General features: G+C 61.4%; 27 protein-coding genes. 9 read left to right on the top strand and 18 right to left on the bottom strand.

Translation table 11 applies throughout. The annotated features are described in order from the left end of the window. Positions 1–40: 40 nt before the first annotated feature. The 5 genes from ADU59_RS24285 (at position 41) to ADU59_RS24265 (ending at position 6,958) form a co-directional block, all read left to right on the top strand. Positions 41–1,240 carry an MFS transporter gene (locus ADU59_RS24285; RefSeq protein ID WP_068957440.1) on the top strand — a complete coding sequence of 400 codons (1,200 nt, stop codon included), beginning with the start codon at positions 41–43 and terminating at the stop codon, positions 1,238–1,240. A 261-nt stretch (positions 1,241–1,501) separates the two neighbouring features. Beyond that, positions 1,502–2,545, top strand: a complete 1,044-nt coding sequence (locus tag ADU59_RS24280) for a polyamine ABC transporter substrate-binding protein (protein ID WP_068957665.1) — start codon at positions 1,502–1,504, stop codon at positions 2,543–2,545. Next, entirely contained in the window at positions 2,542–4,935 is a 2,394-nt protein-coding gene (locus ADU59_RS24275; protein WP_068957438.1) for a putative bifunctional diguanylate cyclase/phosphodiesterase, read from the top strand. The genes ADU59_RS24280 and ADU59_RS24275 overlap by 4 nt, the downstream gene beginning before the upstream one ends. A 95-nt stretch (positions 4,936–5,030) precedes the next feature. After that, positions 5,031–6,302, top strand: a complete 1,272-nt coding sequence (gene purD / locus ADU59_RS24270; protein ID WP_068957436.1) for a phosphoribosylamine--glycine ligase — start codon at positions 5,031–5,033, stop codon at positions 6,300–6,302. Between the two features lie 134 nt (positions 6,303–6,436). Further along, a complete protein-coding gene (locus ADU59_RS24265; RefSeq protein ID WP_068957663.1) occupies positions 6,437–6,958 on the top strand; it encodes a plant virulence effector HPE1-like domain-containing protein in 522 nt (173 codons plus the stop codon). A 116-nt stretch (positions 6,959–7,074) separates the two neighbouring features. Here the strand turns inward: ADU59_RS24265 and ADU59_RS24260 are convergent, their stop codons facing one another. From ADU59_RS24260 to ADU59_RS24220, 9 genes are all read right to left on the bottom strand, one after another. Continuing rightward, entirely contained in the window at positions 7,075–7,572 is a 498-nt protein-coding gene (locus tag ADU59_RS24260) for a 2-thiouracil desulfurase family protein (protein WP_068957434.1), read from the bottom strand. A gap of 170 nt (positions 7,573–7,742) precedes the next feature. Further along, complete coding sequence (locus ADU59_RS24255; protein ID WP_068957432.1) at positions 7,743–8,057, bottom strand: helix-turn-helix domain-containing transcriptional regulator; 315 nt, start codon at positions 8,055–8,057, stop codon at positions 7,743–7,745. Position 8,058: 1 nt separating this feature from the next. Continuing rightward, on the bottom strand, positions 8,059–8,292 hold the full coding sequence (locus tag ADU59_RS24250) for a type II toxin-antitoxin system RelE/ParE family toxin (protein ID WP_244506498.1): 234 nt from the start codon (positions 8,290–8,292) through the stop codon (positions 8,059–8,061). 129 nt (positions 8,293–8,421) lie between these two features. After that, positions 8,422–10,665, bottom strand: a complete 2,244-nt coding sequence (gene glyS, locus ADU59_RS24245) for a glycine--tRNA ligase subunit beta (RefSeq protein ID WP_068957428.1) — start codon at positions 10,663–10,665, stop codon at positions 8,422–8,424. Continuing rightward, positions 10,665–11,123, bottom strand: a complete 459-nt coding sequence (locus tag ADU59_RS29780) for an endonuclease domain-containing protein (RefSeq protein WP_083198408.1) — start codon at positions 11,121–11,123, stop codon at positions 10,665–10,667. Before ADU59_RS29780 ends, glyS begins: the two co-directional genes overlap by 1 nt. A 172-nt stretch (positions 11,124–11,295) precedes the next feature. Then, a complete protein-coding gene (locus tag ADU59_RS24235) occupies positions 11,296–13,227 on the bottom strand; it encodes a DUF2207 domain-containing protein (RefSeq protein ID WP_068957424.1) in 1,932 nt (643 codons plus the stop codon). A gap of 42 nt (positions 13,228–13,269) precedes the next feature. Continuing rightward, complete coding sequence (locus ADU59_RS24230) at positions 13,270–14,544, bottom strand: 3-phosphoshikimate 1-carboxyvinyltransferase (RefSeq protein WP_083198407.1); 1,275 nt, start codon at positions 14,542–14,544, stop codon at positions 13,270–13,272. Between the two features lie 115 nt (positions 14,545–14,659). After that, the gene (locus ADU59_RS24225; RefSeq protein ID WP_139093215.1) at positions 14,660–15,397 is read right to left on the bottom strand and encodes a hypothetical protein; all 738 of its coding nucleotides are present in this window, start codon (positions 15,395–15,397) and stop codon (positions 14,660–14,662) included. A 94-nt stretch (positions 15,398–15,491) separates the two neighbouring features. Then, positions 15,492–16,040 carry a LemA family protein gene (locus ADU59_RS24220; protein WP_068957420.1) on the bottom strand — a complete coding sequence of 183 codons (549 nt, stop codon included), beginning with the start codon at positions 16,038–16,040 and terminating at the stop codon, positions 15,492–15,494. 310 nt (positions 16,041–16,350) lie between these two features. Here ADU59_RS24220 and ADU59_RS24215 point away from each other — a divergent pair, with 310 nt between their 5' ends. Further along, a complete protein-coding gene (locus ADU59_RS24215) occupies positions 16,351–16,548 on the top strand; it encodes a hypothetical protein (protein ID WP_068957419.1) in 198 nt (65 codons plus the stop codon). Positions 16,549–16,607: 59 nt separating this feature from the next. Here the strand turns inward: ADU59_RS24215 and ADU59_RS24210 are convergent, their stop codons facing one another. From ADU59_RS24210 to ADU59_RS24185, 6 genes are all read right to left on the bottom strand, one after another. Next, a complete protein-coding gene (locus ADU59_RS24210; protein ID WP_244506497.1) occupies positions 16,608–17,606 on the bottom strand; it encodes a GGDEF domain-containing protein in 999 nt (332 codons plus the stop codon). 204 nt (positions 17,607–17,810) lie between these two features. After that, the gene (locus ADU59_RS24205; RefSeq protein WP_068957417.1) at positions 17,811–18,773 is read right to left on the bottom strand and encodes a glycine--tRNA ligase subunit alpha; all 963 of its coding nucleotides are present in this window, start codon (positions 18,771–18,773) and stop codon (positions 17,811–17,813) included. 101 nt (positions 18,774–18,874) lie between these two features. After that, positions 18,875–19,285 carry a PIN domain-containing protein gene (locus tag ADU59_RS24200; protein ID WP_068957415.1) on the bottom strand — a complete coding sequence of 137 codons (411 nt, stop codon included), beginning with the start codon at positions 19,283–19,285 and terminating at the stop codon, positions 18,875–18,877. Next, positions 19,282–19,512: an AbrB/MazE/SpoVT family DNA-binding domain-containing protein gene (locus ADU59_RS24195; RefSeq protein ID WP_068957413.1), complete on the bottom strand. Its 231-nt coding sequence runs from the start codon at positions 19,510–19,512 to the stop codon at positions 19,282–19,284. The genes ADU59_RS24200 and ADU59_RS24195 overlap by 4 nt, the downstream gene beginning before the upstream one ends. 77 nt (positions 19,513–19,589) lie before the next feature. Continuing rightward, on the bottom strand, positions 19,590–19,778 hold the full coding sequence (locus ADU59_RS24190) for a hypothetical protein (protein WP_068957411.1): 189 nt from the start codon (positions 19,776–19,778) through the stop codon (positions 19,590–19,592). A gap of 25 nt (positions 19,779–19,803) precedes the next feature. Beyond that, positions 19,804–20,670, bottom strand: a complete 867-nt coding sequence (locus ADU59_RS24185; protein WP_068957409.1) for a S49 family peptidase — start codon at positions 20,668–20,670, stop codon at positions 19,804–19,806. A gap of 242 nt (positions 20,671–20,912) precedes the next feature. On the opposite strand from ADU59_RS24185, the gene ADU59_RS30940 reads away from it, so the two are divergent. Both ADU59_RS30940 and ADU59_RS24175 read left to right on the top strand, forming a co-directional pair. Then, positions 20,913–21,089 carry a hypothetical protein gene (locus tag ADU59_RS30940; RefSeq protein ID WP_162843359.1) on the top strand — a complete coding sequence of 59 codons (177 nt, stop codon included), beginning with the start codon at positions 20,913–20,915 and terminating at the stop codon, positions 21,087–21,089. Further along, on the top strand, positions 21,079–21,702 hold the full coding sequence (locus ADU59_RS24175; protein WP_068957405.1) for a helix-turn-helix domain-containing protein: 624 nt from the start codon (positions 21,079–21,081) through the stop codon (positions 21,700–21,702). The genes ADU59_RS30940 and ADU59_RS24175 overlap by 11 nt, the downstream gene beginning before the upstream one ends. A 99-nt stretch (positions 21,703–21,801) precedes the next feature. On the opposite strand, the gene ADU59_RS30740 is transcribed toward ADU59_RS24175, so the two are convergent. The 3 genes from ADU59_RS30740 to ADU59_RS24160 all read right to left on the bottom strand — a co-directional run bounded on the left by ADU59_RS30740 (position 21,802) and on the right by ADU59_RS24160 (position 23,386). Beyond that, the gene (locus tag ADU59_RS30740) at positions 21,802–22,185 is read right to left on the bottom strand and encodes a hypothetical protein (RefSeq protein ID WP_158515761.1); all 384 of its coding nucleotides are present in this window, start codon (positions 22,183–22,185) and stop codon (positions 21,802–21,804) included. A gap of 173 nt (positions 22,186–22,358) precedes the next feature. After that, positions 22,359–23,165 carry a tRNA1(Val) (adenine(37)-N6)-methyltransferase gene (locus tag ADU59_RS24165; RefSeq protein ID WP_068957403.1) on the bottom strand — a complete coding sequence of 269 codons (807 nt, stop codon included), beginning with the start codon at positions 23,163–23,165 and terminating at the stop codon, positions 22,359–22,361. After that, positions 23,162–23,386 (bottom strand): putative signal transducing protein, encoded by a 225-nt coding sequence (locus ADU59_RS24160; protein WP_068957401.1) that lies wholly within the window; start codon positions 23,384–23,386, stop codon positions 23,162–23,164. Before ADU59_RS24160 ends, ADU59_RS24165 begins: the two co-directional genes overlap by 4 nt. Positions 23,387–23,495: 109 nt before the next feature. On the opposite strand from ADU59_RS24160, the gene ADU59_RS24155 reads away from it, so the two are divergent. Continuing rightward, complete coding sequence (locus tag ADU59_RS24155; RefSeq protein ID WP_068957655.1) at positions 23,496–24,512, top strand: polyprenyl synthetase family protein; 1,017 nt, start codon at positions 23,496–23,498, stop codon at positions 24,510–24,512. The last annotated feature ends 154 nt before the right edge of the window (positions 24,513–24,666 follow it).

Here is a 24,666-nt window from a genome sequence, read left to right as displayed (position 1 = left end):
TATTCGAAAAACACGATATCCGACGGGCGAGGAAGACAGCATGGCGACCATATCATCCGAAACAGGCATCAGTGCGGAAAAGACGGCGGTCTCCGTTATCGTCGCCGTCAGCTTCTGCCATATGCTGAACGACATCATGCAATCTCTGCTGACCTCGCTCTATCCGCTGCTGAAAGAGAATTACGCGCTCGATTTCGTGCAGATCGGCCTTTTGACCTTCGCGTTTCAGGTCACCGCATCGCTGCTGCAGCCCGCCGTCGGCGTGGTCACCGACCGCTGGCCGATGCCCTTTTCGCTGCCGGCAGCCATGCTGTCGACCTGCGCCGGGCTGATCACGCTCGCCAACGCCCATCACTTCTACGTCCTGGTCATCGGCGCCTGCCTGATCGGCATCGGTTCGGCCATCTTCCATCCGGAAGCATCGCGCGTAGCGCGGCTTGCGTCCGGCGGGCGCCACGGCCTTGCCCAGTCCCTCTTCCAGGTCGGCGGCAATACCGGTACGGCGATCGGGCCGCTGCTGGCAGCCTTCATCGTCATCCCGCAGGGCCAGGGCAGCCTCAGCTGGTTCTCGGTCATCGCGCTGGCCGGCTTCATGGTGCTGTCCTGGGTCAGCGTCTGGTACACGCGCCATCGCCGCAGTTCGGCCGGCCGCAAGGCCGTCAGCCGCACCCTGCCCCTGCCGCGCAACCAGGTGATCTGGACACTGATCGTTCTGGTCATCCTGACGGCGACGAAGAACGCCTATCTCTCCAGCCTCTCCAGCTACTTCACCTTCTTCACCATCGAGAAGTTCGGCCTTGGCGTTCAGGATGCGCAGCTGCTGCTGTTCCTGTTCCTCGGCGCGTCCGCCGCCGGCGTGATCTTCGGCGGACCGATCGGCGATCGCTTCGGCGCCCGGTTCGTCATCTGGTTCTCGATCCTCGGCGTCATCCCCTTCGCGCTGCTCCTGCCCTATGCCAACCTGTTCTGGACCGCGGCGCTGGTCATTCTCATCGGCTTCGTCTTTTCCTCGGCATTCTCGGCCATCGTGGTCTTTGCCCAGGAACTGGTGCCCGGCCGCGTCGGCCTGATCGCCGGCATGTTCTTCGGCTTTGCCTTCGGCTTCGGCGGTATCGGCGCCGCCGTGCTCGGCATCTTTGCCGACCGTGAAGGCATCGAATTCGTCTACACGGTCTGCTCCTACATGCCGCTGCTCGGCCTCCTGACGATCTTCCTGCCCAAGCTGCCAAGCCACCGGTAGGATCGGAACGCTCCGATAATGGCCAGCCCGGGCATCAAGCCGGGGCTGGCTCTGCCGCCTTCCGGCGTAAGCCCGGTGTCGTTCTCCCCGGGTTTCGGGCAGCCAAAGGCCAGCGTGATCGTGCCGAAACGACCGGATCAGGATGCACATATCCTGCCCAAATCCGGCTCGTATCTTTCACAACCGATTGCATCCCATTGTAAGTATTCATCAAGCATTGCGCGCTACGGTTCACCGCGGGGGGATATCGGGGTGATTTCAATGTGCACGCGGTTCATTGCTTTTTCCATCGCCATCGGCGCATCCCTCGCTGCCACGCCCGGCCGCGCGGAAACACTCAACCTGTTGATCTGGGAATCTTATATCGACCAGAAGATCCTCGATCGTTGGACGGACAAGACCGGCATTGCCGTGCACCAGATTTTCTACGACAGCAGCGACGCGCGCGACGAGATCCTGTCCGATCCGGCCAGCAATATCGACCTTGCCGTCGTCGGCGAAACCACCGCTGACCTCTTCGGAAAGCGTGGCATTCTCGAACCCCTGACGGAAAGCAATGCTCCGTCGATGAAGGACTACAAACCCGAATGGACGTCGCGCTGCGCCGGCTATGCCATGCCCTATCTCTGGGGCACGATGGGGATCGCCTATCGCTCCGACATGGTGAAAACCACCCCCGCCTCCTGGAGCGACCTGATGTCGCCGGCGCCGGAACTGAAAAAACATGTCGCCATGTATGACGATCACAACGAGGCCTTCATCGCGCCGCTGGCACTGCTTGGCAAATCGATCAATACCAATGACAGCGAAACGCTGAAAGCCGCCTTCGAACTGATGAAGAAGCAGGCGCCCTTCGTGCTCACCTACGACTATGTGATCACCGCGATCCAGAATCCGGAATTCCGCGACAATATCTACATGGCAATTGCCTATAGCGGCGACCAGCATGTGCTCAACGACAAGGCCGGCACGGCCGGCGTCTGGCGCTATGTGGTGCCGAAGGAAGGCACGCTCTCGTGGCTCGACTGCATGGCCGTGAACGCCGCCTCTCCGCGCAAGCAGCTGGCCCTGCAGCTGCTGGATTTCATCGGCTCACCGGAGAGCGCCGCATCCAATGCCACGGCGCTGAACATGCCGACGGCCAGCGACAGGGCGCTCGATCTCATTGCGGCCGACATGCGCTCCAACCGGGAAATTTATCCGCCCGCTGAAATCCTGGCGAAGAGCCAGTATCAGACGGAACTGTCCGTCCAGTCGATCCAGACCCGCAGGCGCATCATCAGCGCAATGGCGAACTTCCAGTGACGCTCGGCAAACGCGCCTTCTGCCTGATCTTCCCCGTCGTGCTGGCAGGTTATCTGCTCGCCGCGCTCTCGGTCTATGTCGTGCAGGGACATTCGGTGCTGGCGCTGGAGCGCGCCCGCCTCTCGCAGCATCTCGATCATCTCGCAGCCCTTTTCCGCAACGAGGTCGGCCAGAGCCGCGGCTTTCTCTATTCGCTTCTCCAGGGAAATGCGGTCCGCCTATTCGTATCGGAAACCGATGAAACCTACCGCAACAATGCGCTGGCCCTTCGATTGCAACAGAGCATCCGGTCGCTGTCCGACGATCCGAAGATGTTCATTTCCTTCGCCATCCTCAATCCGGACCTGACACCCGGCTACTATTTCGAAAACAGTGAAGATCCTTTCGCCGAAATCGGTGATCCGCAGCTTGAGTTGGCCCGCCGGCTGACCGGTGGCAGCCAGCTGCGGGACTGGACCTATCTTCACGATCCGCAGAGCCGGCCCCTGATCGTCTATTCGGAATTCATCGACCCCGTGACCTTCAACCGCCCGCTGCCCAGCGCCAAGAAGAACGCGCTGCTGGTCCAGGTCGCCATCGAGCCGACCCAGTTTCTGGCCATGCAGCGCACGCTGCAGAAGGAATATGAGACCGCGATAGACTTCGACACCACACCATCGCTGCTGCCGTCTGCCGGGCTTTCTGCATCCGTCCGTCTGGCGCCGTCGCTGTTTGCCACGCTGACTGCGCCGCCATCCGCCGATTCCGGCCATATGGGACAGCTGAAGCTGCTTCTCGGCCTTGGTGCGCTGGCCATGAGCTTTGCCACGGTCGGCCTGATGATCACCCTCATTCGCCGTTTCATCACCAATCCGATCTCGGTGCTCGACCGGCAGGTGACGGCGGTGATGAGCGGCGAGAACGACGGCATCCGGGAAACCGGAGCGGCCGGCGAAATCGGCCGGCTGACGGGCAATATCAAGCAATTGCACGACCAGTCGCAACGCGCCCTGAAGCTGGTCCAGCATGCCTCCTGGACCGACACGCTGACCGGTATCAGCAATCGCGGCCATTTCAACACGCTTGCCGCCGATGTCGTGCATCAGGTCACGACCGGGGGCGGGCATTGCAGCCTGCTGTTCATCGACATCGACAACTTCAAGTTCGTCAACGACAAATACGGCCACGATGTCGGCGACGATCTTCTGAAAATGCTGGCGCTCAGGATCGAAACCGCCGTCGGCGCCATCGTCGCACGCCGGGCATTGCCGCCGGTGGTTCTCGCACGGCTTTCCGGCGACGAGTTCGCGGTCCTCGTGCAATCTGCCCCGGGCGACGGCACCATCCGCGAAATGTGCTCCGTCATCCTGTCGCTGTTTTCCGGCGGCTTCGAGGTGCATGGCAAGGACTACCCCGTGACCGCCAGCATCGGCGTTGCGCTCTGCCCGACGGATGCAACGAACCTGGCCGAGCTGATCTCCAATGCCGATGCCGCGATGTACCAGGCCAAGACCAACGGCAAGAACCGCTCTGCCCGCTTCTCCCGCGCGCTCCAGGACAAACGCAACCGGATCCGCCAGATTCAGGAGGAGCTGCGGACGATCGAACCGGACGAGCAATTCCACCTCGTCTACATGCCGATCGTCGATGCCGGCGGCAAGGTGACCGGCTGCGAGGCGCTGCTGCGCTGGGTCTCGCCGGTGCTCGGCAATGTCACCCCGGACGAGTTCGTGCCGATCGCCGAAAGCTCGGGCCTGTTCACCAAGATCGACTGGTGGGTGATCAACCGGGCGATGTCGCAACATCATCACCTCAAGCAGCTGTTCGGGCATGAGACGGTGCTCGCCATCAACATATCCTCGGCGGAACTGCATTCGAAATCGATCAGTGATTATTTCTGCGCCTGCCTCGACAAGCATGGGCTCGATCCGCAAACGATCGAGATCGAGCTGACGGAGACCTTTGCCGTCAAGCTGGGCGACCAGTTGCTCCGCAATATCGAAGCCCTGCGCGCCCGCGGCTTCCGCATCTCCATCGACGATTTCGGCGCCGGCTACACCTCGGTGCAGCAGATCATCGAATATACCGCCGACACCATCAAGCTCGACCGGGCACTGGTGGAAAACCTCGCCAATGAGGCCTCGCTGCCGGCGCTGAAGGCGATGATCGCGCTCTGCCACGCACAGAAGATGTCGGTGATCGGCGAAGGCGTCGACAGCCACGAGAAGCTCGCCATGCTGACGGCGGCCGGCTGCGATCATTTCCAGGGTTACCTCATCAGCAAGCCGCTGATGCTTTCCGACCTTTCCATCTGGGCCTTGAGACAGACGGCGGAAATCGCCGGCCGGGCGGGAGACCGTGTTCTGGTGGCCGACCGCAAACGCCGTACCGGGTCTTCGAACCTGCTCTGAACGCCGGGAATCCCGGCATTGTGCCGATTTCGTCTTGACCTTCGATAGCCCTCGCCTTAACGGCACCACATCACGGCGGGCTGCGGGAGTAGGCGATGAGAGTTCTGTTGATCGGTTCGGGCGGGCGCGAGCATGCGCTGGCATGGAAACTGGCGCAATCGCCGCGCCTGACGGCGCTTTACGCCGCCCCCGGAAACCCCGGCATCGCCGAGGAAGCAACGATCGTCGATCTCAACACCGAGGACAACGGCGCGGTGCTTGCCTTCTGCATCCACGAAGCGATCGATTTCGTCGTCGTCGGCCCGGAAGCGCCGCTGGTGGCTGGCCTTGCCGACACGCTGCGCGACGGCGGCATCGCCGTGTTCGGACCTTCGGCGGCCGCGGCCCAGCTTGAAGGCTCCAAGGGCTTCACCAAGGACATCTGCGCCAAATACAATATACCGACCGGCGCCTACCAGCGCTTCACGACCGCAGAACCGGCCAAGGCCTATATTCGCGAACAGGGTGCACCGATCGTCATCAAGGCCGATGGCCTGGCCGCCGGCAAGGGCGTGACCGTTGCGATGACGCTCGACGAGGCGCTCGAGGCCGTCGACAGCTGCTTTTCCGGCGCATTCGGCGCGGCCGGAGCCGAAGTCGTGGTCGAAGCCTATCTCGACGGCGAGGAAGCCAGCTTCTTCTGCCTGTGCGACGGCAAGACCGCGCTGGCACTCGCCTCGGCGCAGGATCACAAGCGCGTCGGCGACGGCGATACCGGCCCGAACACCGGCGGCATGGGTGCCTATTCGCCGGCTCCGGTGATGACGGCCGACATGACCGAGCGAACCATGCGCGAGATCATCGAACCGACGATATCAGGCATGGCCGATAGCGGCCACCCGTTCACCGGCGTGCTCTTTGCCGGGCTGATGATTACGGCCAAGGGACCGGAACTGATCGAATACAATGTCCGCTTCGGCGATCCGGAATGCCAGGTGCTGATGATGCGGCTGAAGAGCGACCTGTTGCCGCTGCTCTACGCTGCCGCTACCGGCACGCTTGCCTCCGTCAGTGCCGAGTGGCGCGACGACGTCGCGCTGACCGTGGTGATGGCCTCGAAGGGCTATCCGGGCGCCTACGAGAAGAACACGCCCATCGCAAAGCTGCCGCACGAGGATGCCGCAACCAAGGTGTTCCATGCCGGGACAGCACTGAAGGACGGGCAACTGGTGGCAACCGGCGGCCGCGTGCTCAACGTCACTGCCATGGGCCGGACCGTCAGCGCCGCCAAGGACACGGCCTATGCGGCGCTTGACCGGGTGGTCTGGGACAACGGCTTTAGCCGCCGCGACATCGGCTGGCAGGCGGTCGAGCGCGAGAAGGCCTGACCGGCCCGCCCACGGCACAAAGATCGCTGTCGCGTCGGAAAGCCGAAAAACTCATTCAATTTTTACCAATTCTCCTGACGGGAACGTAACGGAGAACGGATATTTTCATCTGACGATTTCAGAGGAGAATGCCGATGCGCACCCTTTTGCTCACACTCGCCAGTCTGGCCGCCGCCGGCACCGCCGGCGCGTCGTCGCTCGAAAACGTGATACCGGGATCGAACGCCAACAGCGTATCGCAGTTTTCCTGCACCCATTGCCCGCCGCTGGTGGTCAAGAAGACCAGCAACTACATCGTTCCCGAAGTCGCCCCCGGCACCGAGCGGGTGGAGAGGAAGGAAATCAACGGCGAGATGAAGCTGGTGCGCACCGAAGCCTGGCTCGGCGGTTCGCCGGTCGTCTTCATCAGCAAGGCGCCGGAAGAACCCGTCAAGGCCGCACAGGTTGAACCGGAGCCGCAACAGCTGCCGGGCATGACCTCAGTGGTGGATAGCGTGCCCGCAGACGCCCCGGCGGCGGCGATTGCCGTCATCGATACCACCGCAAAAACCGGCGCGGTCACCACCGCATCGATGGCGGAAATAGGCGCGGTAACGCCGCAAAACAGCCATTCACAAGAAGTTGATCTGGAAAATTTCCAACTTCGGTTAAAATAGTCTTGAAATTCCCTGTCCCTGCCCTCGCCAGCCGCGTGAAAGGCTGATCGGGCATTCGCCCCTCCAGGGCGAGAAATAACGCCCCTGAGAGAAGCAGGGGCGTTATTTTTTGCGGCTCACTCCGCTTCGGCTTCAACCCGCGCCGCCAGCGTTTCGATCTCCCGGTCTGAAAAGACCTGGATGCCATTGGCGTTGAGCAGCGCTGCCGTAACGCCTTCGCCCGGCTGACGACGCCCCGAAAAGCTACCGTCATAGATGAAGCCGGAGCCGCAGGACGGGCTGCCATCGATCAACAGCGCGTAGGAGCAGCCGGTCCCGATCGCCAGCGCCAGGGCATTTTCCGCTGCCTGTAGAAATACAGCCGTGACATCGCCGCCATCGCGCTCCAGCACGCGGGCCGCACCCGACAGGACGTCGGCCCCGGTACTTCCTGCCGCGATCTCCGCCGGCAGACGCGGCACCGGCATGCCGGCCGACATCTCCGGACAGATCGTCACCAGCCGCCCCTCCTGCCGCCAGCGATCGAGCGCCGGATGCACCAGCGGCTTGGCCTGCCCGTCATAGCGGACGGCATGGCCCATGAGGCAGGCGCTGATGAGAATCTTGGTGGTCATGGGCTTGGGGGATAACGCGATACCGGTTCGTTTTCCAGCATCGTCTGGCGGCGGTGCTATATTCGGCCGTCTCGCAAAACACTCTGGCGGTGGAAACGAAGGCAGGATGAGGGGATTTCCATTTGGCTGGCGCGGACATCACGCCATCGTCACCTCAATCGGAGATCATGTTATGCCGCTGCAACGGCAAGATGAACGCCGGTTTCCTGCTGAAGCTGACTGATGATGTGAAACAGGTTTTCCGCCCGGGGATTTCCCTTCGGCCCGAACATGCGCATCAGGCTTTTGGCGGGCATGCCCACCTTTTCCGCGAGCCGCTCGAATCCCACCGTTGCGTTGATGAAATCCCGCAATACGGATTTGCCGGTTTCCACGTCGCCCGACAGCAGCAGTTCGACCGCATCCGACAGCAGCGCCGCACGAAAATCCGCGTCATTCCTGGCGCGCGCCTGAACTGTCGTCTTGAATTCGCGCGTCAATGGCATGTCAGCTTCCTTTCCGGCGCTTATAGTCGCGCCAGCGTTCGTGGGCGGTTTCTATATCGTTTTGCTGTCGCTTTTTCGTACCGCCCGCCAGAAGGATGACGAGTTCTTCGCCATCACGGCCGAAATAGATGCGGTAGCCTGGTCCATATTCGATGCGATATTCCAGTAGGCCATGTCCACCGCCTTTGACATTGGACAGATTGCCTGCGGAAACACGCGCCAAGGCGATCGTCACTTTCGACGCGGCTCTCGCTTCGATCGATGTGAACCAATCCGCAAAAGGACTTTTGCCCGCCGGATCCAGATACCCAAGGATCTTCATCCGCCAATGGTAACATATGCGTCACCATTGGCAAGCGTCACGTTATCCCGAAATCTTCGAGAAATCCGCGACCGTACCCGTAGCCGACCGGATCAGGCCGAGCAAAGCGAGGCGATTGGCGCGGATGGCGGGGTCTTCGTCGTTGACCAGCACATCGGCGAAGAACTGGTCGACCGGACCGCGCAGATTCGACAGCGCTTCCATGGCGGAGCGGAAATCTTCGCCGGCGATGGCGGCGCGCGCCTCGGTGGAGGCTTGCGTGACGGCGGCATAGAGCGCCTTTTCGGCGTCGAGCTTCAGCAGTGCCGGATCGACGCTGGCTGCGACCGCGGTGCCCTTCTTTTCTTCAGCCGCCAAGAGCTGCGTGGCGCGCTTGGTGCCGGCGAGCAGGTTGAGGCCCTCTTCCGAGGTGATGAACGCGGTCAGCGCCTCGACGCGGCGGGCGACCATCAGCAGGTCGTCATTGGCTATACCCTCCCCTTGAGGGGGAGGGTCGGCGCGCAGCGACGGGGTGGGGTGATCCTTTGTGCGCCCCTGACCGTCACCCCCACCCGCAGCTTCGCTGCGACCTCCCCCCTCAAGGGGGAGGTGGGAGCCAGAAGCCAGAACAGCATCGATCAGGTCATGACGGGCGCCGAGATCGCGGAGGTAGACTTTGAGGCGGTCGTGGAAGAAGGAGAGGAGGTCGTTATCCTTCACAACCGTGGACAACCGGAGCCTTACCTTCCGCTCCAGCAACACCCGCACAACACCCAGTGCCGCACGCCGCAGCGCATACGGATCCTTCGAACCGGTCGGCTTCTCGTCGATCGCCCAGAAGCCCACCAGCGTATCCAGCTTGTCGGCCAGCGCGACCGTCAGGCCAACGGCGTCGGCAGGCAGGCGATCGGATGGGCCCTGCGGCTTCCAGTGATCCTCGATCGCGGCGGCGACGGAGGCATCTTCCCCCTGCAGCAGCGCGTATTTGCGGCCCATGAGGCCCTGCAGCTCGGGGAACTCGCCGACGGCTTCGGTGCGCAGGTCGGCCTTGGCCAGCACGACGGCACGGTCGACCAGGACCGGGTCCGCACCGGTTGCCTTGGCGAGTTCTGCCGCCAAGGCGCGGATGCGCTGGACGCGCTCGCCCTGGGTGCCGAGCTTGGCATGGAACGTCACGTTCAGCGCGTCGAGCTTGGCCATGCGCTGGTCGAGCGGCTTCTTCAGGTCGAGGTCGAACTTTTTCGCCGAGGCCTCGAGCGTTTCGAGGTCCGGCAGGTTGCCCTGGTCACGGGTCCAGAAATGCTTGGCGTCGGAGAGACGCGCGCGAACGACCTTGCCGTTGCCATGGACGATTTCCTTGCCGCCGTCCTTGGCCTCGATATTGGCGACGAGGATGAACTTGTTCGACAGGGTTTCCTCGCCCGGCCGGCGGGTGACGAAACACTTCTGGTTGGTCTTGATGGTCAGCCGGATGATTTCCGACGGGATCGCCAGATAATCCTCCTCGAAGGAGCCCATCAGCACCTGCGGCCATTCGACGAGCCCGGAGACCTCCTCCAGCAGCGCTTCGTCCTCGACCAGCTCAAGGCCATTGGCAAAGGCGATATTGGCGGCGTCGGCGGCGATGATCTCCTTGCGGCGCTCGGCATCGAGCACGACCTTGGCCTTTTCCAGCTTCTCGATGTAATCGGCAAAGCGGCGCACGGTGATGGCTTGCGGCGCATGGAAACGGTGGCCGTAGGTCATGTTCGACGCCACGATGCCATCGACCGCGAACGGGATGACCTGCGTTTCCTCATGCTCCGGGCCGAACAGGCAGACGATCGACTGCAGCGGCCGCACCCAGCGCAGCGAACCCGGCTTGGCCGAGGCAGCACCCCAGCGCATCGGATTGCCCCAGGGGAAATTGCGGATGATGCCGGGCATTACCTCGGCGATGATCTCTTCGGCCGGGCGGCCGGGCTTGACGATATGGGCGACGTAGAAATCGCCCTTCTTCGGATCGCTGTGGACATGCGCCTGATCGATCGAGGTCAGACCGGCACCGCGCAAAAAGCCTTCGATCGCCTTTTCGTTGGCGTCGGTGCGCGGGCCCTTGCGGTCTTCGCGCACATCGGCAGAGCGGGTGTTGAGGCCGCGGATATCGAGCGTCAGCCGGCGCGGCGTCCAGTATTCCCGTGCGCCCTCATAGGTCAGCCCCGCTTCGACCAGCGCATCGGTCAGAAGCTTCTTCAGGTCACCGGCAGCCTTGCGCTGCATACGGGCCGGGATTTCCTCGGAGCGGAGTTCAAGCAGAAGATCGGGCATCAGATTTCTTCCTCACCCTCCCCGCGATGGAGAGGGGCGGCACGCGGTGCCGGAGTGGGGTGAAAATGGCTGGCTTCTGCTAGCAAAATTTGACGTTGCTGCACAATGGCAAAAATCGTGTCGAGGACGGCATCGAGCTCTTCGAAGACATCAGAATTCCAGAAACGGAGGACATGATAGCCTTGGCTTTGCAAGAAGGCTGTTCTTTTCTCGTCATGCTGGAGCCCCATGGGAGATGCGTGCTGGCTGCCGTCGAGTTCGATGACCAAGCCGATCTGATGGCAGACAAAATCAGCAAAGTATGGGCCGATGGGAACCTGGCGGCGGAAATGGGTGCCGTCAATCGGAATACGCTCCAAATGCCGCCAGAGTTTGGATTCAGCATCCGTGGTACCCTTGCGCAGGCGACGGCTATTGGCGATTTTGAAGCGGTCGAGTTTTGACGGTTGCTTTGCCATATCCTTCTCCTCACGCTTAAATTGGAGAGAAGCATGCCGGATGGCAACACCCTCCCCTTGAGGGGGAGGGTCGGAGCGTAGCGACGGGGTGGGGTGATCTTCCGCGTCACCCAATGGATCACCCCCACCCGCGCATTCGCGCGACCTCCCCCCTCAAGGGGGAGGTAAAATACTACCACCCGCCTCCACCGCCGCCACCTCCCCCACCACCGGAGAAGCCGCCGCCGGACGAGAAGCCGGAGGATGAACTGCTGGGCGGCGGCGGGAGCGACGAGGACATGGTGCTGGCCATCGAACCGGCAAAGCCGCCCATGCGGTCACCGAAGGAGCCGGCGGCGAAGGAATTGCCGTGGTACCAGGCGGGCTGATAGGCGGCGGCACCGGCAGCGGCCAGAAGCAGCCAGCGATCGAAGGTCTGCGACCAGGGCTTTTCGACACCGAGCGCAACCGCGTAGGGCAGCAGCTTTTCGAAATGCTGCGGCGACATTTCCGGGGCGCCGGCCATGTTCATCCGCTCTTTTTCGGCCAGCGTCAGATATTGGCGCAGGCCGTCGATGCCATCCATCATCTTCGAACCCAGCGGGGTCGGCGCCCCCATCAGATGGAAGAACAGCATGTTGACGAGCACGATGCCGCCGACGCCGATCAGAAGCGGCACCTGATGCGTCGACAGGGCGGTCGTGACGACAAGCGTCAGGATGCTGAACGCCGCCGCGGCAATGAAGAAACCGAAGAAGGCGACGACGATGATGGCGCCGATCCGGGCGAACAGGCTGCCCTTGCGCATGAACAGCCGGCCAAGGACGACGGCGAAAATCGTGATGATGACCGAGGCGAACACCGGCAGGAGCACGATCAGGACCGTCGTTTCGTTGAGAAGACCGAAAACGAAAATCGCCAACAGGAAAACGAGCGAAAGCGCGATGCCGCCGACCACGTAGGCGGTGTTGGCGTGGTAATATTTGTTGCGGTGTTCCCGCTCCATGGCGCTGCGGAAATCGGCTCCGGCCTTCTGCACCGCCGGGCCGTTGTCCTTGTCGATCGCCAGCTTGCCGCCGTTGCGCTGGACGGCGGCCAGAAGCGAGGCTTCGCCTGTCGGCAGCGACGCCGGCTTTGTCTTCGGCGTGCGGGTGATGATCAGCGAATGCTTCAGGTCTGCCAGCACCACATAACCGTCGACGGCGAGATTGAGGGCAGCGGCCGACAGCGCCGTCCAGCCCTGTCCGGAAAAGCCCTTGTTGTCGATGTAATTGACCAGCGCCGGCGAGATGCCGTCGGGCGCGTCCCAGCGCGGCACGATGACGCCACGGGCCGGATCGCGGCCGACCTTCAGCCACATGCGGGAATAATAGAGCGCTGCGATCACGAAGCCCGCGATGGCCAGGATCGGCGGCAAATGGTCGTAAAACCACCAGAGCCGCTCCTGCGACGCGGAGGGCGGATCGATGCTGCCCTTCGGCATACTGACGGCGATGGTCAGCCCCTCGTTCGGCTGGAGGCGGCGCGTCGTGGTGAAGACCAGACTGTCGCCATCCTCGACGGCGCGGGCGTTCTTGTCGGTGGCGCCCTGGCCGCCGGTGAAGACATCCAGCGCCTGTGCCTTCACGCCTTCCGGCAGGGTGACCGTCGCCGACGCTTCCTCGATCGGGAAGGCCCATTGCGTGCCGGTAACGTTCCAATAGAGTTCATCGTGATCGGGAAAGAAGCGGATCTGGCGGGCTGTCTCGTAGGTGAACTGGAAGACGTGCTCGCCGCGGGACAGAAACACGTCCTGGTCGCCGGTATAGATACGGATACCACCGGCAATGCCTTCGGTGCGGTACGGCTCGTCATTGCCGTCCCGCTCGACCGAAATGAGCTTGAAATCGACCTTGGCAGCACGGCCGAGACTATCGGTGAAGGTCAGCGGAAAGTCGCGGTAGATCCCGCGCCTGATCTGGTTGCCCTCGACATTGGCCGTGATCGTTTCGGTCACCGTCAGCACGCCGCTTTTGGCGACCTCGATGGCGGAATGGTAGGAAGTGAAGACTTCGTCCGCCCGCGCACCGCCGGCCATTGTCAGGAACAGGCAGATCAAGCCCAGGGCCGCGAAGAAACGTTTCATGCGATGATACCTTCCCGGTTCCCTGTGCCTTATGCCGTTCCGTTACGGCCGGTCACCCTCAAGCCCGACGCCCAGCGAGGCAAGCTCGTCCCAGTAGCGCGGATAGGTTTTTGCCACGCAGCCGGGATCGAGAATGGTGATGCCGTTGATCTTCAGTCCCGCCAGCGCAAAGCTCATGGCGATGCGGTGATCGGCAAACGTATCGATATCGGCAGGCAGCGTCTGGCCGGCCAGCTTCGGATCGGACGCAACGAGCAGATCGTCGCCCTCCTCGATGGCAAGACCCGGGCGGATGTTCGACAGGCCGGTGGAGAGGGCGCGAATGCGATCGCATTCCTTGACGCGCAGGTTCTCGATCCCGACGAAGCGCACCGGCGTTTCGTTGAAGGCGGCCAGCACGGCAAGCGTCGGCACGGCATCCTGCATCTGCGAACCGTCGATGACGGCGGGCATGTGCGGGAAGCTGGCGATGACCTCATAGGATTTTGCATCCGGCTGCGAAAACGCCTCGGCAGCGACGCCGAGGTCGATCCGGCCAGCGGTCAGCACTTCCGCCGCCCAGAGATAGGTCGCCGCCGAAGCGTCCGGCTCGATCACGTAGTCGGTGGCATGGTAACCGGTGGGCGCCACCTGCCAGACCGACGGGCTTGCCTGCGTGACTTTCGCACCGAAGGCACGCATGGCGGCAACGGTGAGGTCGATATAACCGCGGGCGCCGATCTCTTCGCCGGCCAGCTCGATATTGACCGGACGCGAACCGCCGGCCGCTGCCATCAGCAGGGCGGAGACATACTGGCTGGAGAGACCGGCATCGATGGTGACGTGGTCCCCGGTAAAGTCACCCGTGCCGTTCACCGTCACCGGCGGGCATCCGGTTTTGGCTTCGATCGTGACGCCGAGCGCGCGCAGGGCGGTGACCAGCGGCGCGATCGGCCGCTTGCGCATATGCTGGTCGCCATCGACAACCACAGTGCCATCGACGAGGGCGGCGGCGGCCGTGAGGAAGCGTGTCGCCGTGCCGGCATTGCCGAGGAAGAGCGGCTTTTCAGGGGCTGAAAGCTTGCCCGTGCCGGTGACGATGAAGGTCGTCTCGTCCGGTTCGGAAATCGTCACGCCCATGGCACGCAGCGCATCTGCCATGTAGCGCGTGTCGTCGCTCTTCAGCGCGCCCGTCAGGCGGCTCGTGCCCTTGGCAAGGCCGGCAAGCAGCAGCGCCCGGTTGGTGATCGACTTCGAACCGGGCGGACTGACGCGGCCTTCCAGCGGATGGCCCGGCGGCAGGATGGTCAGCTTCTGGTCTGCGTTGCTCATGCTCATGTCTCTTGATGCCTTCAGCGCGGCCTGTTCACGGCTGCGCGCACTCTATCGATGATGGATAGCCGTCTACGACGAATAACTGCTTTGCGCAATTCTCCAGGAGCCGGACGCCATGTCAGCTCGTTGTTTGTATCGCTGAAATTTCGTCAAATGCCGCTTCGACAATCCATTGATCCGTTGTCGCGACGGAATCAAGAATGGACACCAGCCGTTCTGAAACCCGAGGGCTCAACATCCATGTCCTGACAACCTGAACTGTCCCTTCATCGACGTCTTTCCAGACAGATTGTCGCTCTCTGGAAGAGTGAAGGGCTTTGATCGAGCCGTTTATAAATTCTGCAATTCGTAGCCCGGAGTTTTCGTGGCGATCCGCGAGCCAATTTTCAAGAATATCTGACAGTGGAATACCAAGTTGAGCCATGGCGAAAAGCCACGGTTCGGCTTCTGCCTCTCCGATATGCTGTTGTCTCGTCAGCGAAAACGCTTCGCGATAAACCGCTTCAACCGCCCGCTGCTCGATCTCGGGCCATTCTCGCCATTTGCCGTAGTTCAGCCGAAATGCGATTGCGTCCGCGTCCAGCCCTGGCTGTCCTGTCAGTTGGGGTGCCAATTCAAGAATGCGGGGCAGGAAATGCTTGTAATCCGCGACACCGCCGACCGTTGTCATGGCGTAGCTGGAATAAGGCCCAAGCTTCTCACTCGATAGTTCACGGAGCGGTGCCGACGTCACCGCGGTCAGGATTTCTGCGGGATTGCGAAGCGGCGAGGCGTGAAATACCAAAGGGCGTGGATACACGGAAAACGCCCTGTAGCAGGCATCGAACGCGCGTTGCAAACTGTCGTGGGGATGCATCAATAGAATCCCGGCCTGTTTAACAACACGAAAGCGTCCGTCTCGCATCTCACCGGAAGTGCCGCTCGAATACCTAAAGGCGCGGCCGATCTCATCAAAACTTCACCACCGGCACCGCGCGGTCGGCTTCGTTGGTGATCTCGAAGAAGGCGGCCTTGGTAAAGCCGAAGGGGCCGGCGATGAAATTGGATGGAAAGCTCTCGACCTTGACGTTGAGGTCGCGGGCAGCGCCATTGTAGTAGCGGCGGGCCATCTGCACTTCGCTTTCGATGCCCTCCAGAGACTGCTGCAACTCGGAGAAATTCTGGTTGGCCTTGAGGTCCGGATAGGCCTCCGCCAATGCGAACAGCTTGCCAAGCGCCTGGCTCAGCATGCCCTCGGTTGCGGCCCGTCCCGCGACATCGCCGGCCGGCAGGGCCTGCGCCTTGTTTCGAAGGGCGACGACCTCTTCCAGCGTGCCCTTTTCATGAGCGGCATAGCCCTTGACGGTCTCGATCAGGTTGGGGATCAGGTCGGCGCGGCGCTTCAGCTGCACATCGATGCCGGACCATGCTTCCTCCTTCACCTGCCGCGCCTTGACCAGGCCGTTATAGATGAAAATCAGGTACAGGATCACGGCTGCGGCAATGGCAAAACCAATCATCAGGGTTTCCTTCCCGGAACATATGTTTTTTACAGATTACTGCATAATTCCTTAAACCGGAATCGGTTTCAGGATAAAATTATACAGCAAATATAAAGCGTTACAGCGAACCTTGGCGCGTCCTGCATGACGCGCGGCGCTGTAAGGTGCACCAGTCGCGGTTGAAAGACAAATTTCGGCCGCGCGCGCCGTCTTGCGGCTTTTCCCGTTTCAACCCCACCGGCCTGTTCCACCGGGAACCGCGCGGCGGCGGCGTTTGATCGATAGTCGGTCCATCAGATCAACGCCGAACCCGCAAAGCACCGGACCCATGAAAACGCTCGCCCCTCTCATCAACGTCATCGCCTTTACGGCCTTGTTCTTTGCCTATGCGAGTGTCGGCAACGTTGAAAAGCCGGCCGGCGTGCGCCGCGCCCTCCAGACCTATGCCGGCCAGCTGCCGACCGGCGCCTATCCGACCCTGAAGCCGGTCTGGCAGATTGGGATCGACGCCAGCGATCTGGTCTGAATCCATGAGGGAGAAAGATCACGGCGGAAGCAAACGGAGAGGCGCCGGGTTCGGATCGTCTACGCCGTTTCGTTCCGCCGCGTCCGGCGCGACGGCAACGCGCCTGTTTCCATGATCTGGCCGAAGCAGACGACCGCGACGCGCTGCTCGGTGGTTTTTGCGATGTACATATATTCGTCGGCTCTGCGCACGAAAGTGGCCGGGGTATCGTCCGGGCGCAGAAAGGTGACGCCGACAGCCGCACCGGTATAGGTGAGCCTTCCGTCGAGGGCGATGGGCTTGAAAACCCGCTCCATGGCATCCTGAAGGTTCTGCTGCAGATCGCCGGCAAGCTTCAGATCGATATCGAGCAGGACGACGAATTCGTCACCGCCGATCCGTGCGATGAAATCCGTGGCGCGAAAACTCTCGCGCAGGCGGCTGGCGATGGTTCTGAGAACCTCGTCGCCGGCGGCATGTCCCAGCGTGTCGTTCACCGCCTTGAAACCGTTGAGATCGATGAAGGCCAGCGCCAGCTTGCGGTCGTTCAGCATGCTGCGCGCGACGGAATCGGCAACCACCTCATCGAAGCAGGCCCGGTTTGGAAGGCCCGACAGGGCGTCGGTCCGTGCCGAGGTCTTCAGGGCATTTTCGATCTCGCGCTGCTGCCTGACGCGTGCCGAGACGTCGACGATCACTTCGACATCGAAAGACACGCCATCGACGACGGTTCTCTGCGCCGAGATCAACGTCGGGATGATCGTGCCGTCGGCATAGGCGATATCGACTTCCTCCAGCTCATAGGCCCCCTCTTCCGCCAGCAGGCGATGACGGCGGTCGCGGGCGGGATTGTCGATGGCGGCCCCCTCGGAGGTCAGCTTCTTGCCGCGGATGTTTTCCCATTTCAGGCCGGTCAGCTTCAGGTAGGCGTCGTTGACCTTGGCGTAGCTCGACGTTTTCGTGTCGCTCGTGGTGATCGCCATGGCGATCGGCGCAAACTCGAACATCCGCATCAGCATCGAGGCTAAAACCGCCGGGGGGAGAATGTCCTCGTCTTCCATGGTGCGTCCTGAGTTCATCACGTGAACACACCTTAGACACATTCTCTAAACGGTTGCTGAACGGCACCGGGAAGTTCAACAAATTGAATAGGTTCTCAAATCGAAAGAATTGGAGCGCGTTCCCACTCCCCGCCCGTGGATTGCATCCCGTGACAACCGGACTCTTTACTCCCGGTTGCGGCTGCGATGCGGCGCGGATAGGCCCGGCGGGGAAGACTACAGTCAGGCAGCGTCCCTGGCGAGATTGACGCCGCCCGCATCCGTCAGCAGAAACGCTTCGCCGCAGGCCATTGCCAGCGTGCGCACGCGCAGAATGTAGCTCTGGCGCTCCGTCACCGAGATCACGCCGCGGGCATCGAGCAGATTGAAGACGTGGCTCGCCTTGATGCACTGGTCGTAGGCCGGGAAGACGCATTTGTGGAGCGCCGCATTGGCGCTGGTATCCGGAGCTCCGGCCGCCAGCAGCGCCAGGCATTCCTTCTCCGCATCGATGAAATGCTGATGCAGCATCGCCGTGTTGGCATATTCGAAATTGTGGCGCGAATATTCCTGTTCGGCCTGCAGGAAGACATCGCCATAGCTGATCTTCTCGTCGCCTTCGCGGCCGTTGAAGTTCAGGTCGTAGACATTGTCGACGCCCTGCACATACATGGCGAGACGCTCGAGGCCGTAGGTCAATTCGCCGGAAACCGGCGAACATTCGATGCCGCAGACCTGCTGGAAATAGGTGAACTGCGACACTTCCATGCCGTCGCACCAGCATTCCCAGCCCAGTCCCCAGGCGCCGAGCGTCGGGCTTGCCCAGTCATCCTCGACAAAACGGATATCGTGCAGTAGCGGATCGAGGCCGATGGCCACGAGCGAGCCGAGATAGAGTTCCTGCAAATTCGACGGATTGGGCTTCAGGATGACCTGATACTGATAATAATGCTGCAACCGGTTGGGGTTTTCGCCGTAACGCCCGTCGGTCGGACGGCGCGACGGCTGGACATAGGCTGCCCGCCACGGCTTGGGCCCGAGCGCACGCAGCGTCGTTGCCGGATGGAAGGTACCGGCACCGACCTCCATATCGTAGGGCTGCAGAACCGCACAGCCCTTGTCGGCCCAATAGGCATGCAGCGTCAGGATCAGCGCCTGAAAGGAGCGCTTCGGGTTCATATGGTCCGGGAGAGCGGCGGTGGTCATGGCGTCAGTCCAGATTGAATTTGGCTGGCTGTCTGGTGCCATGATGGGCGGAAGGGGTCAAGGGGCGTAGCAAGCCGACTAAACAGAGGGATGGTGATGGCTCACCTCTCCAAATCCAGGAACGGATTGAGAATAACGAGGCGATCATCAACCATAAGCCCGTTTTGCATATCTTCTGAAAAACACTGCGCGGAACCCGCTTGCAGGGCTGAAGCAATCATCAACGCGTCAAAAACCGAGAAATTGTAGCGTGCCGCAAGATCGAGCGCGAGCGAATTGCATTCCTTATCGATCGGCACGATTGCCGCTGCAAGTGCGCTTAAATCACTGACCGCAAGCTGGATTTCCATCCAGCTCATGCCAAGTTTGCGTCGAGCAACGTTGGAAAACTCGTTCAATGCCTGAACACTCAAAATGAAGGGCTCCGACAGGAGCGCTTGCGCCACAGCTGAGCGCGGGTCATCGGTGAAGGCATAGACCAGAATATTTGTGTCAAGCAGCGGCGCAGTCACCGTGCATTCGCCTCGTCACGATCGAATTGCCAATCGGGAGGCAAGCGCTTGGCAAAAGCCTTTATACGCGCAAGCGCCTTTTCTCGAGTCCGGTCATGTTCGATTTCGAAGTCGCGCTCGCCCACAATCCGGACGGCCACCTCATCGCCTTCTTTCAACTGCAAGGTCTCGACCACCGAAGAAGGAATGCGGATAGCGAGACTGTTTCCCCACTTAGAAACCTGCATCGAAGAACCCCATGATATACGATGGGAAAGTGTATATCATACTCGATGCGAAAACTCAAAGATCACCAAGAATAACATCACTCCGGCTTCTTCAGCCGGTACTCCCCCGTCACCGGGTCCTTGACCAGCGTTCCCTGCGTGCCGGTTTCCTGCTGGCGGCGTGCTTCCTTCTGGCGGCGGGCAAGCTTTTCGGCGTCGGCCACGAATTTGCGGTAGCCCATCCAGGCAACGGCTGCAAACAGCAGCAGAAGTATCAATTGCGGCATGCGTCCCCCGTTTTTCTTCTATCGCTCAAAGGCCGAAGCGGCCCCATAATGCTCTTTCTTCCGCCACCTCGGCAAGGCCGGAAACGGCGGAGACGGCAAAACGCTCGGCCATTCCGCCGGCAAGCGAAGCCCCCGGCTGGCGGCGGCCGAACAGGCCGCGCGAGGCGGAAACCAGCTGCAGCCGGGTTTTCTCGCCAAAACGCTTCTTCATCTCGCCGCGCATGTCGCCGAGACTGTCGACCAGCCCGAGCTCCTGGCCGCGCCGCCCGCTCCAGAACAGGCCGGAGAAGATATCCGGCGTATCGGCCAGCAGATGGCCGCGCCGCGCCTTGACCATGCCGATGAAGACATCGTGGATTTCAAGCTGCAGGCCTTTGAGGAACTCGATGTCCTTTTCCTTTTCCGGCTGGAAGGGATCGAGCATCACCTTGTTGGAGCCGGCCGTATAGACACGCCGTTCGACGCCGATCTTCTTCAATAGCTCGGGAAAGCCGAAGCCGCCGGACACGACGCCGATCGAACCGACGATCGAAGTCGGATCGGCAATGATCTCATCGCCGGCCAGCGCGATCATGTAACCGCCGGAGGCTGCGACATCCTCGACGAAGATGATGACGCGTTTCTTCTTTTCCTCTGCCAGATCCCGGATGCGCTGGTAGATCAGCCGCGACTGAACGGGCGAGCCGCCGGGGGAATTGACCGAGATGGCAACGGCCGGCGCATCCTTCATCGAGAAGGCTTTTTCAAGCACCGGCGCAATCGTCGCAAGGTTCAGCGCCGGGCGAAACTGGCTGCCGCCCGCCATGATCGCGCCGTGCAGCCTGACGACCGGGATCGTCACGCCTTCCTTGCGAAAACGCTTCGGCAACAGCTTTCTGAACAATCCGGCCATCTGAACTCCCTGCATTCATTCAATCATTGTGCGAGTTGGCATGTATGCATTGGCGCGGCAAACGCAATGGCCGGGGCGATCATTTCTGCTTCGCGCCCCAGTGTCGCCGGAAAGTGCTTTGCGGCAATCGATCCGGGATTGGCAAAAGATTTCGCTTCCAGCCGCAAGATTGAACGGCGTGGCCTGTGCCGAAATCGATAAAAATTATAGATTTCAGGCAGCAGTTCCAGCAGGAGACTTTCATGGCAGCCCATACGGCGACGGTCATCGACTTGCAAACCTATCGGCAATCGCGCGCCAAGGCGGATGCCGCCCCCGTTGCCACGCTCGCACGCCCTGCCGTTGCGATGCAGCCGATGTTCGTATGGGTGCCCTTCTGGGGTTTCATGCCGGTCATGATGATGGGTCATGGCGCCTAGCCCGCTGCTGCAGCTGGCGGATGAGCTCAAGATCGATCCCGCCGACGAAATAGCGGCGCTGACCGGGCGCAACCTGCGGCGGCTGCGCACCCGCCGCGGATATTCGCTCGATCGGCTCGCCAAGATTTCCGGTGTCAGCCGCGCCATGCTCGGCCAGATCGAAACCGGCAAGAGCAGCCCGACGATCAGCATTCTCTCAAAGATCGCTCTGGCGCTCGACGTTCCCTGCGGATCCCTGATCACCGAACGTGACGAAACAACCTTCTTCTCGCTGACCCGGGCAAAATCGAAGATCCTGTCCTCTTCGGAAGGCAAGTTCCAGACCCGCGCTCTCTTCCCCTTCGAGAGCGAGCGCAAGGTGGAATTCTACGAACTGAGGATCGCACCGCATCACGCGGAAATCGCCGAAGCGCACCAGCACGGCACGGTGGAAAACCTGATCGTTTCCCAGGGAACCGTGGAAATCATCGCAGGCAAGCACCCGCCGCAAATTCTCGGCGAAGGCGACGCCGTGCTGTTCGATGCCGACGTCGTTCACACCTACCGCAACATGACCGGCACCGAAGCCATCCTTTACCTCGTCACCAGCTATGCCGAGCACGTGGGGACGTAGCGCCTCACTCTTGCGATGACGACAGAGACGTAATCGGGCAGAAACGAAAAAGGGCCCCCGAAACCGGAGGCCCTGATAATGCTTGAGCTGACGGGCGCCTCAGGCGGCCATCGTGCAGCACATCATCATGCCACCGCACATCATCATCATCGGCATGCCGCCCGACATCATGGACATCATGCGCTTGCAGCATTCCATGAACATGTCCTTGTCCATGCCGTCCATCGGCTTCATTTCGCATGTCATGCCGTCTGCCGTCATCGTGCAGGTCATCATGCCCATCATCATCGGCATCATCATGCCGTTCATCATGGGCATGCCGCCCATCATTGGCATCATGCCGTTCATCATCGGCATGCCACCCATCATCGGCATCATCGGGTTCATCATTCCACCCATCATTGGGTTCATCATGCCGCCCATCATCGGGTTCATCGGCATCATGTTGTTCATCATCGGCATCATGTTCATGGCGGGGTTCATGGGGCTCTCTCCGGGGTGCGTTGGCGGCATTTCGTGCCTGAGTGATTTTTGAGATAGATCAACCAATTCAACGTCACAATATAAAAAATAGTTCTACTCTTTTTTCCTCCAATAGAATAGACGCCCCGTCTAACAGGATTTCAATATAGCTTAATATTACGGATTTTCATCTGTTATCGCGGAAGAACCCGCTGCCGGGTTGCCGTTTGCCGCCCATAGGAAACACGGCCGTTGTTCAGGTCGTCGACCAGAGCGGCGAATCTGTGCGTCTCTTCTTCATGCATGACCAGCGGCGCCCGCAGCGTCAGCCGTGCGCGGCTCTGCTTGATCGCCGTGACGAGGATGCGCACCGCGTTTTCGCCGGCGCGCGGATGCAGTGGCGTGATCTCGATACCGCCGAAACGACGGCCGCAGGCGGAAATGATCTCGGCGATCGATTCCGGCCGTGCGATCAGCGACAATTGCCCGCCCGGCTTGACGATGGCGCCCGCCGTGCGGATCCAGGTATCGAACAGGCCGTCCGTCATCGCATGCGCCTCGGCCTTCAGCGCATCCGGCGTCGTGCGGTCGGAGGCGTCGTTGAAGGGCGGGTTCATGATGACGTGATCGAAACTGTCGTCGGCGAGCCCGGCTGCAACCCGCGCCCGGCCGGTGAGCGAAACATCGGCCTCGAGCACCGAGACGCGGGCACTGAAACGGGCATTTTCCGCCAGCGCCAGGCCCCTGCGGGCGAACTGCGCCATCAGCGGCGAACGCTCGACCAGCAGGACCTCCGCATTTTCCAGCCGCGACGCGACGGCCATGCCGGCAGCACCGGCTCCGGCGCCGAGATCGGCGATACGGCAAGGCTTGGCCGAGGCAACCAGCGCGGCAAGCAGCATCGCGTCCATTCCGGAACGATGCCCCTGCCCCAGCGGCTGGATCACGTGGAATTGACCACGGTGAAAGCTGTCGATGGTTTCGGTGGCGGCTGTCGTCATGCGTCGCGCAATTCCGCCTCGAGCCCGGCGTCGATCAGGACCTGCCTTGCCTCGTCGGCATCGTCCTCGTCGACGAGAAACCGGCGGGGCAGCAGGCCAAGCGACCCTTCGAGAATGCTCATGCCCTGATCGGCGATAAAGCAGCCGATACCTGCATCCTTCATCAGACTTTCGGCAAAAGAGAGCACGACGGCGTCATTGGTACGGATCAATTCCTTCATTTCGGGTCGTTTTCCTGCCTTATTTGAACAAGCGGGACAATTCGCCTCTTGCCGCCACAAGCCCCCCTTTCTATTGTCCGAACTGGAATTTGAACAGGAGTCCCTTGTGTTGGGCGTAGTGATACCGCTGGAAGACAGCAAAAACAAACAGGCATCGGTGAAGCCGCTCGTCGACCTGACCAAGGCAGACATGGAGCGCGTCAACCAGCTGATCCTGTCCAAAGCCGGTTCCGACGTCCAGATGATTCCGGAAGTGGCCAACCATCTGATTTCATCCGGCGGCAAGCGCCTGCGCCCGATGCTGACGCTCGCTTCGGCGGCGATGTTCGGCTTTACCGGCGATGCCCATATCAAGCTCGCGACCTCGGTCGAGTTCATGCACACCGCCACGCTGCTGCACGACGATGTCGTCGATGAAAGCGACCTGCGCCGCGGCAAATCGACGGCACGGATGATCTGGGGCAACCAGGCAAGCGTTCTCGTCGGCGACTTCCTGCTCGGCCAGGCCTTCCGCATGATGGTCGATGTCGGCTCGCTGGAGGCGCTCGACGTGCTGTCGACGGCCGCGTCCGTCATCGCCGAAGGCGAGGTTCTGCAACTGTCCGTCGCCAAGAACATGGAGACGACCGAGGACGACTATCTCTCCGTCATCCGCGCCAAGACGGCTGCGCTGTTTGCCGCCGCCGCCGAAGTCGGCCCGATCGTCGCCAAGACCGACAAGGCCAGCCGCAATGCGCTGAAATCCTACGGCATGAATCTCGGCCTCGCCTTCCAGCTGGTCGACGACGTGCTGGATTACGGCGGCAAGGCCGCCGATCTCGGCAAGAACACCGGCGACGATTTTCGCGAAGGCAAGATCACCCTGCCGGTCATTCTCTCCTATCGCCGCGGTACGGCGGACGAGCGCAGCTTCTGGCGCGAGGCGATCGAAGGCGGCGAGAGCAACGACCAGAACCTCGAAAAGGCACTGGGCCTGATCACCCGCTACGGCGGCCTGAGCGACACCATCGCCCGCGCACAGCATTACGGCACCATTGCCCGCGATGCACTGGCGCCACTGCCGGAATCTCCGTGGAAGGCCGCCTTGCTTGAGGTGATCGATTTCTGCATCGAGCGGGTGAGCTAACGGCGAAGTTGCCGCGCTGGAACCCCAAGAGGAATTTCTTGCCGCACTGCGCCAAAAAAGCCATTCTATCCATCCATGCTACCGGTGTTGCCGTACCACCTGCCCGCCCCCATATGACGGAAGTCATCGGCAACATGTCGAATTGCGTTTTGCC

The organism is Pararhizobium polonicum, from assembly GCF_001687365.1.
Classification (GTDB): Bacteria; Pseudomonadota; Alphaproteobacteria; order Rhizobiales; family Rhizobiaceae; genus Pararhizobium; species Pararhizobium polonicum.
Note: the sequence above shows the minus strand (reverse complement) of the source record. Positions and strands in the feature narration are given on the sequence as shown.

What these genes read in the sequence shown, in the direction of transcription:
- ADU59_RS24285 (WP_068957440.1), top strand. Translation starts at nt 41, where the DNA reads ATGGCGACCATATCATCCGAAACAGGCATCAGTGCGGAAAAGACGGCG.
- ADU59_RS24280 (WP_068957665.1), top strand. Translation starts at nt 1,502, where the DNA reads ATGTGCACGCGGTTCATTGCTTTTTCCATCGCCATCGGCGCATCCCTC.
- purD (WP_068957436.1), top strand. Translation starts at nt 5,031, where the DNA reads ATGAGAGTTCTGTTGATCGGTTCGGGCGGGCGCGAGCATGCGCTGGCA.
- ADU59_RS24265 (WP_068957663.1), top strand. Translation starts at nt 6,437, where the DNA reads ATGCGCACCCTTTTGCTCACACTCGCCAGTCTGGCCGCCGCCGGCACC.
- ADU59_RS24260 (WP_068957434.1), bottom strand. Translation starts at nt 7,572, where the DNA reads ATGACCACCAAGATTCTCATCAGCGCCTGCCTCATGGGCCATGCCGTC.
- ADU59_RS24255 (WP_068957432.1), bottom strand. Translation starts at nt 8,057, where the DNA reads ATGCCATTGACGCGCGAATTCAAGACGACAGTTCAGGCGCGCGCCAGG.
- glyS (WP_068957428.1), bottom strand. Translation starts at nt 10,665, where the DNA reads ATGCCCGATCTTCTGCTTGAACTCCGCTCCGAGGAAATCCCGGCCCGT.
- ADU59_RS29780 (WP_083198408.1), bottom strand. Translation starts at nt 11,123, where the DNA reads ATGGCAAAGCAACCGTCAAAACTCGACCGCTTCAAAATCGCCAATAGC.
- ADU59_RS24235 (WP_068957424.1), bottom strand. Translation starts at nt 13,227, where the DNA reads ATGAAACGTTTCTTCGCGGCCCTGGGCTTGATCTGCCTGTTCCTGACA.
- ADU59_RS24230 (WP_083198407.1), bottom strand. Translation starts at nt 14,544, where the DNA reads ATGAGCATGAGCAACGCAGACCAGAAGCTGACCATCCTGCCGCCGGGC.
- ADU59_RS24225 (WP_139093215.1), bottom strand. Translation starts at nt 15,397, where the DNA reads ATGCATCCCCACGACAGTTTGCAACGCGCGTTCGATGCCTGCTACAGG.
- ADU59_RS24220 (WP_068957420.1), bottom strand. Translation starts at nt 16,040, where the DNA reads ATGATTGGTTTTGCCATTGCCGCAGCCGTGATCCTGTACCTGATTTTC.
- ADU59_RS24215 (WP_068957419.1), top strand. Translation starts at nt 16,351, where the DNA reads ATGAAAACGCTCGCCCCTCTCATCAACGTCATCGCCTTTACGGCCTTG.
- ADU59_RS24210 (WP_244506497.1), bottom strand. Translation starts at nt 17,606, where the DNA reads ATGAACTCAGGACGCACCATGGAAGACGAGGACATTCTCCCCCCGGCG.
- ADU59_RS24205 (WP_068957417.1), bottom strand. Translation starts at nt 18,773, where the DNA reads ATGACCACCGCCGCTCTCCCGGACCATATGAACCCGAAGCGCTCCTTT.
- ADU59_RS24195 (WP_068957413.1), bottom strand. Translation starts at nt 19,512, where the DNA reads ATGCAGGTTTCTAAGTGGGGAAACAGTCTCGCTATCCGCATTCCTTCT.
- ADU59_RS24190 (WP_068957411.1), bottom strand. Translation starts at nt 19,778, where the DNA reads ATGCCGCAATTGATACTTCTGCTGCTGTTTGCAGCCGTTGCCTGGATG.
- ADU59_RS24185 (WP_068957409.1), bottom strand. Translation starts at nt 20,670, where the DNA reads ATGGCCGGATTGTTCAGAAAGCTGTTGCCGAAGCGTTTTCGCAAGGAA.
- ADU59_RS30940 (WP_162843359.1), top strand. Translation starts at nt 20,913, where the DNA reads ATGGCAGCCCATACGGCGACGGTCATCGACTTGCAAACCTATCGGCAA.
- ADU59_RS24175 (WP_068957405.1), top strand. Translation starts at nt 21,079, where the DNA reads ATGGCGCCTAGCCCGCTGCTGCAGCTGGCGGATGAGCTCAAGATCGAT.
- ADU59_RS30740 (WP_158515761.1), bottom strand. Translation starts at nt 22,185, where the DNA reads ATGAACCCCGCCATGAACATGATGCCGATGATGAACAACATGATGCCG.
- ADU59_RS24165 (WP_068957403.1), bottom strand. Translation starts at nt 23,165, where the DNA reads ATGACGACAGCCGCCACCGAAACCATCGACAGCTTTCACCGTGGTCAA.
- ADU59_RS24160 (WP_068957401.1), bottom strand. Translation starts at nt 23,386, where the DNA reads ATGAAGGAATTGATCCGTACCAATGACGCCGTCGTGCTCTCTTTTGCC.